We start from the raw sequence: 15,279 nt of genomic DNA, 5'->3' as shown, positions 1-15,279 counted from the left end.
CTTACTTGACCGTGGGGAGAGTCAGGACCTGACCGGCGGTTCCCGTCGTCACCGATACCGGGTTGGCCACCAGGCCACCTCGGTAATTGGTGGATCCGCCGGCCACGACCAGACGGACCGAGTGGCCCTTTGCGAAGCGGTGCACGATGGCAGGCAGCGTCGCCGTGAAGGGCTTGTTGACATCGGCGACTCGCACCGGCGCGACCAGATTGCGGATGAACCTGGCCTTGCCGGTCGCATCGACGTCGAGCAGTTTGACGAACAGCACGAGTTGGCCGGTAGGACCGGCGGTCTGCGTCAATGCCGCAGTGGGCGAGTCGACTTTGAGTCGGAGGGTCGGCGATCCCACGACGTCGAGATTGCGGGTCAAAGGAGCACCGGTCCAACTCGAGGCCGTCCCAGGAAGGTCGAACTCGGGCAGCGGTAGCGCGCTACCGACGACGTCCAAGGGATCGATCGACGTCGGCAGCCCGGCCAACGGGGTCAAGAAGCTCTGGACACCGGCCGTGATGCCGGTCGCGCTGGTATGCAGCGACGTCCCCGACAGGTAGTACTTGGTCGCGGTACCGACGGGATACGACGCGGAACTGGCATACGCAGGTGTCGCGATGCCGGTGTACTTGACCCAATTGCGGAAGTACGAGAAGCCGGGTCCGGTGTCGACCTTCTTGCCCTTGAGATATCGGTCGAACCAGGCCGCGACCCGCTTGGCGACATGCTGATTGGACGGGTTGACTGTCTTGAAGTCGAGTTCGCCAGGAGCGTTGGCACCGGAGTGTCCGCCGTTGATCCAGATCATCTTGGTCGTGGTCTTCTGCTTGCGCAGTGCCGAGTAGGTCGCGATGCCCTCATTGAGGTTGAACAAGGTGTCAGTCTGACCTTGGACCACGAGCGTCGGGACGGTGATCCTCTTGACGTAGCTGGCGACCGAGGCATGTCGCAGATTCCTCGTCGCCGTGGCGTCGACGGTGCCGGTGACCGCGGCGGTCACCAGCGCGGGGCACACGAACGTCGCGAAATTGGGACAGCCGACGATGCGACCGGGATCGGCCGGCAGATTCTGTAGGCCGTTCATGATGCCGATACCGGAGAAGCCGAGCGCCCAGATGAGCTTGGCGGCACCCGGTGTCGCGGTGCTGACGCCCGACGTCTGCGACGTGTTGTTGGGCGAGAGCGAGTACGACAGGTCGTTCCAGGTGATGATCGGCACGATGGTGTCGATCCGCTTGTCGATCGCCGCGGCGGCGTACTGCACCTGACCGCCGTAGGATCCGCCGACCATGCCGACGCGGGGGTCATTGGCGGCCTTTCTGCCCGCGTGATCGCGCTTGTCCCGTTTCACAACCTTGAGCGCCGGTGCGGCGATCGTGTGCTTGGCGTCTTTGAAGGCGATTCCGGAACGCCCGCCGAGGTAACTCACGAGCTGGCTGGCGGCCTTTCCGTCGAAGTCGGGATCGTCGAGGGTGATCTTGCATCCCGAGCCGCCGAAGCCGAGACCCGAGTAGGACAGTACGACGTAGCCGCGCTTGGCGAATGCCGTGCCGATACCGGCCTGATCGGCCTTGGATCCGCCGAAGCCGTTGGTCGTCAGGATCGCCGGCGCCGGCTTCTTCGAGCTCGCGGTCGAGGGGACGTACAGATCGCCCACGATATTGCAGGTCTGGGCCGAGGTGGGCCCGATCTTGACCTTGAAGTTGAGCGCCGTGACCCTCACCTTGGTGGTCGCCTCAGCGGTCTGGGCGGTCGCTGCCAATGTGCTGGCGGCGAGGACGGTGGCCGAAGCGGCGATCACGGCATGGCGGAAACGGCGCATGGTGCTCCTCGAGACATGTGGGACGAACGTCTAGGTTGCCCAACGACAAAGGTCCGCTCGGAGTCACGGTGCGGCCTTGGTGACTCAGTGACGAAGGCGCCTGGTGATCTCCTGGGCGGTGGTGCGCGCGGCGTCGCTGAGGTCGTCGATCGACATGTCCGAGGGATCGTGCAGTTCCCAGGTGATCGCGACCGACGCGTGGATCGTTCCGGCTTCGATCGGCGCTGCGACGGATGCGAACCCGGCGGTGACCTCGCCGTCCTCGATCGCATATCCACGCTGGCGGGTCGTGGTCAGCAACCGGCGCAGCTCGGTCGGAGTCCGCGGCCCGGCGCCGGTGCGGGTCGAGAAGGCATCGCGGTTGGGGTAGAGGGCAGTGACCTGTGAGGCAGGCAACGAGGCCAGGATCGCGCGACCGGACGCCGTCAGGTGCGCGGGCAGCCGTACGCCGACAGCCGTGACGAGGGGTGGACGTTTCGGCGCACGTTCCTCGATGACGTACAGCACCTCGGTGCCCTGGAGCACGACCAGATGCGCCGACTGGCTGACCTGATCGACGAGGCGCGCCAACGGAATACGGGCCAGCCGGGCGAGCGGCTCTTGCCGCGCGAAGCCGTGGCCGACTTCCCATGCCGCAATCCCGATGCCCCAGGTGCGGTCGTCGGGATAGTGCACGATGAAGTCTTCGGCGGCCATCGCGGTCAGCAGGTGGTACGTCGATGAGCGTGGCAGATCGAGTTCTTCGGCGATCCGAGCGGCCGGTTCCGGGACCGGCCGCCCTGACAGGTAGCGCAGGATGCGCAGAGTCGCGGTGGCGGCGGGAACGGGTCGGACCATGCTCCATTGTCTCGTATCCGAGACAAGAACGCTGGTTGGACCATAGCGCGTGGCAGCTGAGCCGGCGTCCAATGGAGGCATGGCAATCGAAGTGGGTACGGGCGCGATCAGCCCCGAGGACGTCGTGCGGGTGGCGCGGCGCGGTGCCCGGGTCGAGCTGGGCAGCGAGGCGCGCGAGGCGATCGTGCGGTCACGGAAGTACGTCGACGATCTCGCCGCGTCCGCTACTGCCGTCTACGGCATCTCCACCGGCTTCGGTGCGCTTGCAACACGGCACATCGCGCCGGGTTTACGGGCCCAGCTGCAAAAGAGCCTGATCCGGTCCCATGCTGCCGGAACTGGGCCCCGGGTCGAGGACGAAGTGGTCCGGGCGCTGATGTTACTTCGTCTGTCGACCCTCGCGAGTGGCCATTCGGGCGTCCGGTTGGAGACCGCCGAGGCATATGCGGCGATGCTCAACGCAGGCCTGACGCCGATAGTCCATGAGTACGGAAGTCTCGGCTGTTCAGGAGATCTCGCGCCGCTGGCCCACTGCGCACTTGCGGCGATGGGGGAGGGGCAGGTCGACGATCACGGTGTCATTCGTCCGGCCGCCGAGGCACTGGCAGCTCACGGTCTCAGGCCGATCGAACTCGCCGAGAAGGAGGGGCTGGCGCTGATCAACGGCACCGACGGGATGCTCGGCATGCTGGTGCTGGCGCTGCACGACCTACGCCGGCTGCTCGACACGGCAGACCTCGCCGCGGCCATGAGCATCGAAGGCCTGCTCGCGACCGATCGGGTGCTTGCAGCCGATCTGCAGGCTTTGCGTCCTCATCCGGGGCAGGCGACGTCGGCGGCCCATATGGCCGCATTGCTGGCCGGATCGCCGATCGTGGCGAGTCACCGTTTCGGCGACGGCCGGGTGCAGGACGCCTATTCCTTGCGTTGCGCGCCCCAGGTCCATGGTGCCGCCCGTGACACCCTCGATCACGCTGCAGCGGTCGCCGCCCGGGAGCTGGCCGCCGCTATCGACAATCCGTCGGTTCTGGCCGACGGCCGGATCGAGTCGCACGGCAACTTCCACGGCGCTCCTCTGGCATATGTGCTGGACTTCCTCGCGATCCCGGTCGCCGACGTCGCGAGTATGAGCGAACGTCGGACCGACCGGTTCCTCGATGCATCGCGCAGCCAAGGGCTGCCGCCGTTCCTGGCTGACGATCCGGGCGTCGACTCGGGCCACATGATCGCGCAGTACACGCAGGCCGCGATGGTCGCAGAACTCAAACGGCTGGCGTCTCCCGCGAGCGTCGACTCGATCCCGTCGAGCGCGATGCAGGAGGACCACGTGTCGATGGGTTGGTCGGCGGCCCGCAAACTGCGGACATCGGTCGATCTGCTGACGCGTGTTCTGGCGATCGAGATCCTCACGGCTGCGAGGGGAATCGACCTGAGGGCGCCCCTGCAACCGGCCGCCGCGACGGGCGCTGCGATCTCTGTACTGCGTCAGCACGTCTCAGGGCCCGGCCCTGACCGCTACCTCGCGCCGGATATCGAGGCGGCCACCGAGCTCGTCCGTTCCGGTGCACTCCTGGGAGGAGACATTCATGACTGAACGCACCATCAGGGCCGCGCGCGGGAGTTCATTGACCGCGAAGTCGTGGCAGACCGAGGCGCCGATGCGCATGCTGATGAACAATCTCGATCCGGAGGTGGCCGAGCGTCCAGAAGACCTCGTCGTCTACGGCGGCACCGGCAAGGCCGCACGCAATTGGGAGGCGTACGACGCGATCGTCCGGACGCTCGAATCGCTCGAGGACGACGAGACGTTACTGGTCCAGTCGGGCAAGCCGGTAGGCGTGTTCCGGACGCACGAGTGGGCGCCGCGGGTGCTGATCGCCAACTCCAATCTGGTCGGCGACTGGGCGACATGGCCGGAGTTTCGCAAGCTGGAGGCAGCAGGCCTGACGATGTACGGCCAGATGACCGCCGGTTCGTGGATCTACATCGGCACACAAGGAATTCTGCAAGGGACGTACGAGACGTTCGGCGCGGTGGCCCGCAAGAGATTCGGTGGGACGCTCGCCGGAACTCTGACACTGACGGGAGGGGCGGGTGGCATGGGCGGTGCGCAACCGCTCGCGGTCACGATGAACGAGGGCGTCGCATTGGTCGTCGACGTCGATGAGACCAGGCTGGCCCGACGGGTCAAGCACGGCTACCTCGACGAGTACGTCACCGACCTCGATGAGGCGCTCGAGCGGGCGCTCGTGGCCAAACAGGAGCGCCGAGCCCTCTCCGTGGGACTCGTCGGCAACGCTGCGACGGTGTTCACCGAGCTGCTCGCACGGAGGGCGGCGATCGATATCGTCACCGACCAGACCAGCGCCCACGATCCCCTGAGCTACCTGCCCGAAGGGATCGAGGTCGCCGACTGGCAGAGCGAGGCGGTGCGTGATCCGGAGGGCTTCACCGACAAAGCCAGGGCGTCGATGACCAAGCAGGTGAGAGCCATGGTCGGCTTCATGGACGCCGGGGCCGAAGTGTTCGACTACGGCAACTCGATCCGCCAGGAGGCCCGGCTGGGCGGCTTCGACCGGGCGTTCGCATTTCCCGGATTCGTCCCGGCGTACATTCGCCCGCTGTTCTGCGAAGGCAAGGGGCCGTTTCGATGGGTCGCCTTGTCGGGGGACCCGGCCGACATCGCGGCGACTGACCGGGCGATCCTCGAACTCTTCCCCGCCGATGAGCACCTCGCCCGCTGGATCACGCAAGCGCAGGAGAAGGTCCATTTCGAGGGTCTACCGGCCAGGATCTGCTGGCTCGGCTACCAGGAACGTCACCTGGCCGGACTGAAGTTCAACCAAATGGTCGCCTCCGGCGAACTCAGCGCGCCGGTCGTCATCGGCCGTGACCATCTCGACTCGGGGTCGGTCGCGTCTCCGTACCGGGAGACCGAGGCGATGGCAGACGGCTCCGACGCGATTGCTGACTGGCCGTTGCTCAACGCGCTGCTCAACACCGCGTCGGGCGCCACCTGGGTGTCACTGCACCACGGCGGAGGCGTCGGCATGGGACGCTCGATCCATGCAGGGCAGGTCATCGTCGCCGACGGATCGGACCTTGCCGCGCAGAAGATCGAACGGGTCCTCCTGAACGATCCGGGCACCGGGGTCATGAGACACGTCGATGCCGGATATGCCCGTGCCGTCGAAGTCGCCGAGCAACGCGGCCTGCGGATTCCGATGCAGGAACACGGGAGCGTGGTCGCCGATGTTTGAGCCGATCATGGGTCTTGGCCGCGATCCGCATTCTGGCGGATACCGTCGCTACGCCTGGAATGACGCCGACCTGGAATTGCGCGAGTGGTTCGTCGGCGAGGCGAACGAGCGCGGAATGGACGTCATGGAAGACGGCAATGGCAATCAATTGGCCTGGTGGGGCAGCGGTGACGATGCCCTGCTGCTCGGTTCGCACCTCGATTCGGTGCCGGACGGCGGCGCATTCGACGGGCCCCTGGGCGTCCTCGGTTCGTTCGCGGCGGTGGATCAGCTTCGCGCCGATGGCTTCACGCCGTCTCGGCCCGTCATCGTGGCCAACTTCGCGGACGAGGAGGGTTCTCGGTTCGGTATCGCCTGCGCCGGCTCGCAACTCGCCGCAGGAATTCTCGACGCGGATCGCGCACTGGCGCAAAAGGACCGAGACGGCCACACCATGGCAGAGGTCATGACATCGCGTGGACGGGATCCACGTGCCGTCGGGAAGTCGGATTGGCTCGCCAAGATCGGCACGTTCGTCGAACTGCATATCGAACAGGGTCGGTCACTTGTGCACTCGGAGGATGCGGTGGGTGTCGCCAGCATGATCTGGCCGCACGGCCGTTGGCGTCTCGACTTCTGCGGTGAGGCCAACCATGCTGGTGCGACGATGATGCAGGACAGACGCGATCCCATGCTGGCCTATGCGGCGACAGTTCTGGCTGCCCGTCAACTGGCCACCGATGCGGGTGCCCGGGCGACGTTCGGGCGCCTCGAGGTCGAGCCGGGTGGCACGAATGCGATCCCATCGAGGGTCAGAGCCTGGCTTGATGCCCGTGCGGCTGATGAGGGCACGCTGGAACGACTCGTCGAGTGCCTCGTCGCCCGGGCCGAAGCAGCCGCCGAGTCCGACGGCACGACGGTCGAACTCACGTGCGAATCGCGCAGTCCCGCCGTGGATTTCACTCCTGATCTGCGCGATCAGATCGCTGCCGTACTGGATGCGCCGGTGCTGCCGACCGCCGCAGGCCACGACGCCGGTGTGTTCAGTGCGTTCGTCCCGACCGCGATGCTGTTCGTCCGCAATCCGACGGGCATCTCGCATTCGCCGAAGGAATGGGCCAGCACCGCTGATTGCGCGGCCGGGGTCGAGGCGCTTGTCGCGGTGGTCCGGGAGCTCGCGTGACGATGGTTTCGGCCTTCGCCAACTGCCACAGTCACGTTTTCCACCGGGCGTTGCGAGGACGTGTCGCGGGCGCCGAGACATTTTGGGCCTGGCGCGACCAGATGTATGCGCTCGCTGAAATCCTGGACCCTGATCTGCTGTTCGACCTCGCCTCCGCGACATATGCCGAGATGCATCTGGCCGGCATCCGCACGGTTGGGGAGTTCCACTACCTGCATCATCAGCCCGGCGGGGTCCCCTACAGCGATCCCAACATCATGGGCGAGGTGTTGATCGCCGCGGCGCGAGAGGCCGGTATGCGGATCGCACTGCTCGACACGTGTTACCTCGTTGGCGGGTTCGGGCGTGACCTGGATCCCGTGCAGATCAGGTTCGCGGACTCCGATGCCGACGCCTGGGCCTTGCGTGTGGCGGCGTTGGCAGATCGGCACCGAAGTGCAGACGACGTTGTGATCGGCGCCGCGATCCACTCGGTCCGGGCCGTGCCGCGAGATCAGCTGCGGACCGTGGCGACGGCGTTGCCAGACGCTCCGTTGCACGTCCACGTGTCGGAGCAGGTTGCGGAGAACCAGGACTGCCTGACCGCGACCGGCCTCACCCCCGTGGCCGTGCTGGCGGAGGCGGGGGTCTGGACGTCGCGGACCACGGCGGTTCACGCCACACATCTCACCGCTGCCGATATTGCGATGCTGGGCGATGCTGGTTCGTACGTCTGCTTTTGTCCGACGACCGAGGCCGAGCTCGCCGACGGGATCGGCCCGTCTGCGGAGTTGCGGGAGGCCGGTGCCCGGCTGACATTGGGCTCCGACAGCAATGCCGTGATCGATATGTTCACCGAGGCCCGCGCCGTCGAGATGCACGAACGTCTGAGGTCGGGACGGCGCGGGGCGTGGTCGGCCGAACAGCTGTGGGACGCGGCTTCGCGGACGGGCCACGAGTCGCTGGGTTTCGCGTCGCCGGAGCCGATCGAGATCGTCGAGAGCGTCCGCACGGCAGGGTCTGTCGAACTGCTGTGGTCGGCGGCTGCCCAAGATGTCGCCGGAGATTTCGACCGCCAAGAGGTGGCCCACCGGCTGCGAGAAGTCATCGACGTCTGCTGGAGCCGCACATGACGTCGCTGTTGGTTACCAATATCGGCGAGCTGGTCACGTGGGAGGACGACCTACCCGTCCGCCGTGATGCGGCGTTCGTCGTGGAATCGGGCCGGATCGCCTGGGTGGGCGACCGCATGGACGCCCCCTCGGCCGATGCCGTCCGTGATGTGGCAGGTCTGGCCGTCATCCCGGGATTCGTCGATTCCCATACCCATGTGGTGTTCGCGGGTGACAGATCGCTGGAGTTCGAGGCGCGGATGAGTGGCGAGTCCTACGCCGCGGGCGGTATCCGGACGACCGTCGCGGCGACCCGGGCGGCGACTGATGAACAGCTCTCCGCGCAGGTGCTGCGCCATGTCACCGAGATGCGGGTCCAGGGCACGACAACTGTCGAGATCAAGAGCGGATACGGGCTCACCGTCGTCGATGAGGCCAGATCGCTCGCGATCGCCCGGGATTTCACCGACGAGACGACGTTCCTCGGCGCACATGTCGTGCCGGCCGAGTCCGATATCGCTGCGTACGTGTCTCTGGTCACCGGGAAGATGCTGGAACGCTGCGCCCCGTATGCGCGATGGGTCGATGTCTTCTGCGAGGACGGAGCATTCGGAGCCGATGAGGCGCGGACAGTTCTGACTGCCGGTATGGCTGCAGGCCTCATGCCGCGGATCCATGCCAATCAGCTGGGCTACGGCCCCGGCGTCCAATTGGCTGTCGAACTCGGGGCCGCAGCCGCCGATCACTGCACATACCTGTCGGATGCCGATGTCGATGCACTCGCCGGCTCCGTGACGGTTGCGGGCCTGCTGCCGGGCGTCGAGTTCTCGACCCGGCAGCCGTACCCCGATGCACGCCGGTTGCTCGATGCGGGTGTCACGGTCTCGATCGCCTCGGACTGCAACCCCGGCAGCTCGTTCACCTCTTCGATGCCGTTCTGCATCGCCGTCGCGGTGCGCGACATGGGGATGACACCGCGAGAGGCGCTGTGGGCGGCGACTGTGGGCGGAGCGCGATCGCTGCGCAGGGACGATATCGGGCACCTTCGAGTCGGTGCCGCGGCGGACTACGCCGTACTGGACGCGCCGTCGTACGTCCACCTCGCCTATCGTCCGGGTGTTCCGCTCGTTGCGGAGATGTCGCCGGCCTTGCCCTTGCGGCGCTGACCCCATGGTTTGGTCACCGACAGGATCGTCGCCAGGACCAACAACAGACCCGAGACGACAGGGGGAAACAGGAACATCGCCGGATCGTCCAGTGCTGCGCGGACCTGATCGCCGGTTGTCGCGCTGGTGACCTCGAGCGATGAGACGGCAGGCAGGAGCGCGACGAACACGAGTGCGGTCAGGATGATCGAGATGACGAGTTTTGTCGTGACCCACCAGTAGCGCAACAGCCCCACTTCGTCCCCAGGCCGAGGACGATGCCGGTCGTCAGGATCAGCAGGGACAGCGCCGGAACGGTCCAGGGCACGAGGACCGCGATCGCCCGGTAGCTGGCAGCCGCGGCTTCGCCGTCATCTGTCGTGAGACCTGTGATGACGAGCGGCAGCAGGGCCAGGTCGACGCCGATCCACCCGACACCGACCATGATGTGCAGGACCAGGATGGCTTTGCGCCATCGTCGGGGCAGTCGTGGAATGGTCATACCGACATCGTCACCCGATCAGGTCGTGCCGTCGAGGTAGAGCCACGTGCCCGCTTCGCGGACGAACCGGCTGGTCTCGCGTTGGCTTCCGGGGCCCGACGGCGACCGGTAGAACGCCTCGAACTGCACGATGCCCGCCGATTCGAAGGGGCCGCCCTCGCGTGTGGAGATGATGTCGAGGCGGTACCACCGCATGCCGTCGTCGAGCTCCAGCTCGGTGGGGCGGGTGCGTGGATGCCAGGTCGCGAGCAGATATGCCGGATCGCCCACCGCGAACGCGCTATAGCGCGAACGCATGAGCTGCTCGGCCGTCTGCGCGACGGCTGCACCGGAGTGCAGCCGCCCGCAGCACGCGTCGTACGTCAGACCGCTCAGGCAGGGGCAACGAAGATTCGACACTTTTTCAGTATTGCGCGTTACCTTCTCAAAGCCCCGTCGTTATCCCTTTCGAACCGGGCACACTCCCTCCCGCCCGGTTGCGACGCTTGTCCTCGGAGAAGCAAAAAGTCCGGTCCGTGGCTCCCTCCCGACCGGGCTTTTCGCATTCCCGCAGGCGTCGTCGGTTTCCCATGAGGCCTAGGTTCTTGGTTACGCCTTCAGCGTCTCAGCGCGCGGTGCGTGACCAAGTCCCTTGGTGAGTGCTGCGTCCGACGAACGGGCGGACCCGAAGGCCCGCCCGTTTGCCTTCCGCTACTTCTTGGTGATCTTGGTCTTGTCAGATCCCACGCGATCGGTAAATGATCCGATGACCTTGACGGTCTGCTTGCTGGGCACAGCGCTCGACGAGATCTTGAGTTTCCGGTTGATCTTGCCCTTCGAATCGGCCTTTCCGCTGGCGAAGGTGAAGCCGAACATCTTGATCGTGTAGCGCTCGCGCGGAGCGAGTCCGGAGACCTTGACCGTCAGCTTCTTGCCTCGCTTGACCTTGGATGAGACCGAGACTTTGAGCTTCGCCGCGCCGACCTCGACGCGTCCCACCACGGGTGTGCTGTCGATCGGCTCGTAGCCAGCCTTGATCGCTGTGACTTTGAGGCCCAGCGTGCGACCGAGGTCGGCACTCGTCGGTTTGTACGACGTGCCGCGCGCTCCGCTGATGTTCGCGCCGTTGCGGGTCCACTGGTAGGTGTAGCTGTCGGCGGTCGGCTCGGATCCGGTGACCCGCACCGACACAGCCTTGCCGACTCGAGCGGCACCGCTGAACTTCGTGGACGGGCTCATGCCGAAGTAGGCCGGTTCGACGGCGTCTGTCGGCTCGGACGTCTGGGAGATGCTGACCCAACCGTCTTTGTGTGCGGTCTCGGTCACCGTCAGGGTCTTGCCGACAGTCGCGGCGGATGGGGCGTACGTCGTCCCGGTTGCCCCATCGATCGGAGTGCCATTCGCGTTCCACTGGTAGGTGTAGGAATCCGGTGTGGCCGAGTAGGTTCCGGGCTCGACGGTGATTGAGTCGCCGAAGGACGGGGATCCGTTGATCCACGGCTCGGATTCCGAGGTCAGCGCACCGTAGGTGGCCAGTGCGCCGTAGCGGGTGGCCTGAAGATCGACGATCTTCTTGCCGGTCAATGCTGGGGGCACAGTCGTCTGGCCGCGATCGGCCTCTCCCCACGTCACGATCTGACCCTCTTGAGTCAGGGCCATGGCCCAGTCACCCTGGGTCGAGAAGGCCGTGACGGTCTTGCCGTCGAGGGACGACGGGATCGGCTGAGTGCCGATGCCGTTGTTTCCCCAGGTCAAGAGCTTGCCCTCGTCGTTGAGGGCCAGCACCGACGGTCCGCCGACCTCGACGGCGACGAACGTCTCGTCGTCGTAGGCGCTCGGGGTTGCCATCAGATAACCCCAGGTCGTGATCTTGCCGTCAGAGGTCAACGCCGCCGGGCCGAAGGCGCCGTTGGAGATCTGAGTCACTGTCTTGTCGTCGAGGCTGGCCGGTATGTTCAGCCCGCCGTAGGAGTTGTCGCCCCACGCCAGCACTTCGCCGTTCGATGTCAGAGCCACGTCGCTGTTGAAACCGGCGGCAAAGTCGACGATGTCGGCGTCAGCGACTTCTTGGGGGATTTCGGCTGCTGCTTGCTCGCCGTCGAGGTAGAAGCCCCAGGTCGTGAGCTCGCCGTCGTCAGTTTGGGCCAGGCCGTGGTTGTAACCCTGGGAGATCTTCGTGACGACCTTGGAGTTGAGACTGACGGGAATGTTCAGTGACCCTTGAAACGGATTGCCCCAAGATTCGATTTTGCCCTCTGCGGTCAGACCGATACCCGCCCAGTATCCCTCCGAGACCTGGGTGAAGGTCTTGTCTTGAGGTACCTGGGTGTCTCCCCAGCCGATGGCGCGCACTGCGCCGGGAACTTCGCCGACGCTGGTTGCTTGCGCGGGTCCGGGGACGAAGGTGAGGAGGGCCGGGACAGCTAGGGCGACGACGCTGACGCGCGCCCATGTCGGGTTACCTGGGAATCTGGACACGGTGATCTGCTTTCGGGGGGACGACAGAAAAACAATCTCCCCCGAGCAGAGTCAATGTAGTCTCATCTGCTGGCCTGTATCGCAGAAAACACGAAAAGGGCAGACCCGAAGGCCTGCCCTTTCGTCTGGATCTACTGACTACGGCTTGGTTTCGTCGTCGGTCGACTTCTGGGTGCCGCCTTCTTCGACCCACTCCTCGACGGCTTCCTCGTCCGTGCTTTGGTTGTGGTGATCGACATCTGGCACTGCAGCGGTCGCGGCGGCGCTCAACTCCTCACCGCTGGCGTTGGCATCGCTCAGTTCGACGACGTCGTCGCTGACGGGATCGGCGGTCGACTCGGCGTCCTCGACCGCGATGACCTCGGCAGGTGTCTCGGCAGTGTCGGTCTCGACGTCGTCGACCGGCGTGGGCTCCGGTTCCGGCTCGGGCTCCGGTTCCGGCTCGGGGGTCTCGGCCGGCGTCAGATCGGTGTTGACCGCTCCGACATTGGCCCAAGCCGCGTCTTCCTTCTCGCTGGCGGGAACCGCTGGTGCCGGTTCGGGAGCGTCGTCGGCCGTGCCTGCCTCGTCGACCGGCACATTGTGCTCGGCGGCCACGGTCTGATCGTCGGCCGAAGGCTCAGGTTCTTCCACCGTCGGATCGCTTGCAGTAGCTGCTGCACCGACCGCAGCGGTGTCGCTGATCGACGCCGGGTTGACTTCGTCTGCGGCGTCCGGCTCGGCCTCGACCACAGCAGGCGCCGGGGCCCGCTTGACGCCAGCGAGCAGCATCTGCGCGATGTCGATGACTTCGACCTCTTCACGGGCCTGACCCTCGGACTGCTTGAGCGTCAGACCATCCGACAGCATGACCCGGCAGAACGGGCAACCGACCGCGATCTGGTCGGCGCCGGTGGCGATGGCCTCTTCGGTGCGGTTGACGTTGATACGCGAACCGATGGTCTCTTCCATCCACATGCGGGCGCCGCCGGCGCCACAGCAGAAGGACTTCTCCTGGTTGCGGGGCATCTCGGTGAAGTCGGCGCCCGGGATGATGCTGAGCAGTTCGCGGGGCGCTTCGTAGACCTGGTTGTGACGGCCCAGGAAGCAGGGATCGTGGTACGTGATCTTCTTTTTCTCGGCGGCCGGATCAGGTGCGACCGGCGTCAGCTTGCCCTCGCGCACGAGACGGTTGAGAAGCTGCGTGTGGTGCACGACCTCGAGCTCGACGCCGAACTCTGCGTACTCGTTCTTGAGCGAGTTGAAGCAGTGTGCGCAGGTCGAGACGACCTTCTTGACCTTGGTCTCCTTGAAGACTTCCGCGTTCTGCATCGCGAGTTGCGCGAAGACGATCTCGTTGCCGGCACGGCGGGCCGGATCGCCCGTGCAGGTCTCGCCGTCACCGAGGACGGCAAATGAGACGCCGGCCATGTCGAGCAGCTCGGCGACGGCCTGGGTCGTCTTCTTGGCGCGATCTTCGTACGCTCCGGCGCAACCGACCCAGAACAGCCAATCGACCTCGTCGAGGTCTTCGATGTCTTTGCCGACCTGCTTGACCTCGAAGTCGAGGCCCTTGGTCCAGTCCATCCGGTCCTTGGGAGCCATGCCCCAGGGATTGCCCTTGCGCTCGAGGCCCTTGAAGATGTTGTTCAGTTCAGCCGGGAAGTTCGACTCGACGAGCACCTGGAAGCGGCGCATGTCGTCGATGTGGTCGACGTGCTCGATATCGACGGGACACTGCTGGACGCAGGCGCCGCAGTTGGTGCACGACCACAGCACGTCGGGGTCGATGACGCCGTACATCGAATCGTCGCCGATCAGCGGACGCTCGAGCTCTTGCTTCTGCTCGTCGGTCAGCTTCTCCTGCTCCTCTTCGGACAGGGCAAGAAGCGGGGCCTTGGCGTAGGCGTGCTCACGCAGGCCCATGACCAGGAGCTTGGGTGACAGCGGCTTGTCGGTCGCCCATGCGGGGCACTGACTCTGGCAGCGTCCACACTCGGTGCAGGTCGAGAAGTCGAGGATGCCCTTCCAGGTGAAGTCTTCGACCTTGCCGACGCCGAGCTTGGCGAAGTCCTCTTCGTCGAGGTCGTCCATGTCCTCAAGGTCGAGCGGCTTGCCCTTGACGTAGATCGGCTGCAGGCCGCCGAGGGCCGTCTTGCCGCTGCTGTTGCGCTTGAACCAGATATTCGGCCAGGCCAGAAAACGGTGCCAGGCAACACCCATCGTGAGGTTGAGGGCGATCACGATGAGCCAGATCATCGCGGAGACGACCTTGATCATCGCGATGATGTAGATGATGTTCTCGAGCGTGTCGATCGAGTCCGGCCCGGTGGGGAACAGATTGCCGAAGTACTGCGAGATCGGGAAATGGAATGCGGTCGCGTGCTCGGCATGCTCGCCGCCGTGCGCCTTCGCCAGGTTGTACTCGGCGCCGCGGATGAACAAGATCGCGATGCTCTCCAGGAACACCATGGCCTCGACGAAGTACGCCTGGCCCATGCGTGAACCGAAGAAGCGGCTCTTGCGCTCGAGGCGGCGGGGGTGCTTGACCTGTCGGTAGACGATCAGCGGCAGGATCGCGAGTGCGCCGAGCAACCCGATGACATCGCCGAGCCACTCGTAGAGGAAGAACTTGCCGATGATCGGCCAGGTGAAATCGGCGTCGAACAGCTGGAAGAATGCCTGAGCGACGGCAGTGCTGAGCACGATGAAGGCGGCAAATGCGAACCAGTGCAGGATGCCGACCCAGGTCCATTGGAGCATCCGGGTGTGACCGAACGTTTCGATCAGCATGTTCGCGGTGCGCTTGGCGGGATTGTCGGTACGTCCGATGACGGGCTGACCCGAACGGATGACCTGCAGCATGTTGAGGACTGCCTTGGTGATCAGCGGCAGAGCAACAGCTGTGACGACAAGCGATACGACGATCGCGACGACCTGCATGGAGGCCCCATTTCCTGTGATACGACCCTGACAGTTAGGCCTGACATTATCCGGTGGTTGTCGGGTGCATCGAGTAAGGCTTGCCAAAGC

At 65.3% G+C, this 15,279-nt stretch carries 12 protein-coding genes; 5 read left to right on the top strand and 7 right to left on the bottom strand.

The annotated features are described in order from the left end of the window. Position 1: 1 nt before the first annotated feature. Entirely contained in the window at positions 2-1,813 is a 1,812-nt protein-coding gene (locus tag ACXJKC_RS07415) for a CocE/NonD family hydrolase (RefSeq protein ID WP_456696049.1), read from the bottom strand. An 84-nt stretch (positions 1,814-1,897) separates the two neighbouring features. Then, entirely contained in the window at positions 1,898-2,650 is a 753-nt protein-coding gene (locus tag ACXJKC_RS07410; protein ID WP_456696048.1) for an IclR family transcriptional regulator, read from the bottom strand. 79 nt (positions 2,651-2,729) lie between these two features. Here ACXJKC_RS07410 and hutH point away from each other — a divergent pair, with 79 nt between their 5' ends. The 5 genes from hutH to hutI are packed head-to-tail and all read left to right on the top strand — an operon-like array spanning position 2,730 to position 9,329. Then, the gene (gene hutH, locus ACXJKC_RS07405; RefSeq protein WP_456696047.1) at positions 2,730-4,244 is read left to right on the top strand and encodes a histidine ammonia-lyase; all 1,515 of its coding nucleotides are present in this window, start codon (positions 2,730-2,732) and stop codon (positions 4,242-4,244) included. Continuing rightward, positions 4,237-5,910, top strand: a complete 1,674-nt coding sequence (gene hutU / locus ACXJKC_RS07400; protein WP_456696046.1) for a urocanate hydratase — start codon at positions 4,237-4,239, stop codon at positions 5,908-5,910. The genes hutH and hutU overlap by 8 nt, the downstream gene beginning before the upstream one ends. Next, on the top strand, positions 5,903-7,072 hold the full coding sequence (locus ACXJKC_RS07395) for an allantoate amidohydrolase (RefSeq protein ID WP_456696045.1): 1,170 nt from the start codon (positions 5,903-5,905) through the stop codon (positions 7,070-7,072). The genes hutU and ACXJKC_RS07395 overlap by 8 nt, the downstream gene beginning before the upstream one ends. 2 nt (positions 7,073-7,074) lie before the next feature. After that, the gene (locus tag ACXJKC_RS07390; RefSeq protein WP_456696150.1) at positions 7,075-8,184 is read left to right on the top strand and encodes a formimidoylglutamate deiminase; all 1,110 of its coding nucleotides are present in this window, start codon (positions 7,075-7,077) and stop codon (positions 8,182-8,184) included. After that, complete coding sequence (hutI, locus tag ACXJKC_RS07385; RefSeq protein ID WP_456696044.1) at positions 8,181-9,329, top strand: imidazolonepropionase; 1,149 nt, start codon at positions 8,181-8,183, stop codon at positions 9,327-9,329. Before ACXJKC_RS07390 ends, hutI begins: the two co-directional genes overlap by 4 nt. On the opposite strand, the gene ACXJKC_RS07380 is transcribed toward hutI, so the two are convergent. The 5 genes from ACXJKC_RS07380 to ACXJKC_RS07360 form a co-directional block, all read right to left on the bottom strand. Beyond that, positions 9,269-9,556, bottom strand: coding sequence for a hypothetical protein (locus ACXJKC_RS07380; RefSeq protein ID WP_456696043.1), 288 nt, complete (start codon positions 9,554-9,556; stop codon positions 9,269-9,271). The genes hutI and ACXJKC_RS07380 overlap by 61 nt on opposite strands. Beyond that, positions 9,508-9,810, bottom strand: coding sequence for a hypothetical protein (locus tag ACXJKC_RS07375; RefSeq protein ID WP_456696042.1), 303 nt, complete (start codon positions 9,808-9,810; stop codon positions 9,508-9,510). Before ACXJKC_RS07375 ends, ACXJKC_RS07380 begins: the two co-directional genes overlap by 49 nt. An 18-nt stretch (positions 9,811-9,828) precedes the next feature. Continuing rightward, positions 9,829-10,209 carry a YchJ family protein gene (locus ACXJKC_RS07370; protein ID WP_456696041.1) on the bottom strand — a complete coding sequence of 127 codons (381 nt, stop codon included), beginning with the start codon at positions 10,207-10,209 and terminating at the stop codon, positions 9,829-9,831. A 291-nt stretch (positions 10,210-10,500) separates the two neighbouring features. Beyond that, positions 10,501-12,267 carry a hypothetical protein gene (locus ACXJKC_RS07365; protein WP_456696040.1) on the bottom strand — a complete coding sequence of 589 codons (1,767 nt, stop codon included), beginning with the start codon at positions 12,265-12,267 and terminating at the stop codon, positions 10,501-10,503. Positions 12,268-12,405: 138 nt separating this feature from the next. Next, the gene (locus ACXJKC_RS07360) at positions 12,406-15,189 is read right to left on the bottom strand and encodes a heterodisulfide reductase-related iron-sulfur binding cluster (protein WP_456696039.1); all 2,784 of its coding nucleotides are present in this window, start codon (positions 15,187-15,189) and stop codon (positions 12,406-12,408) included. Positions 15,190-15,279: the final 90 nt, after the last annotated feature.

Source organism: Aeromicrobium sp. P5_D10 (assembly GCF_054049535.1).
The sequence above is the reverse complement of the archived record's forward strand: the minus strand, read 5'-3'. Positions and strand labels throughout refer to the sequence as shown.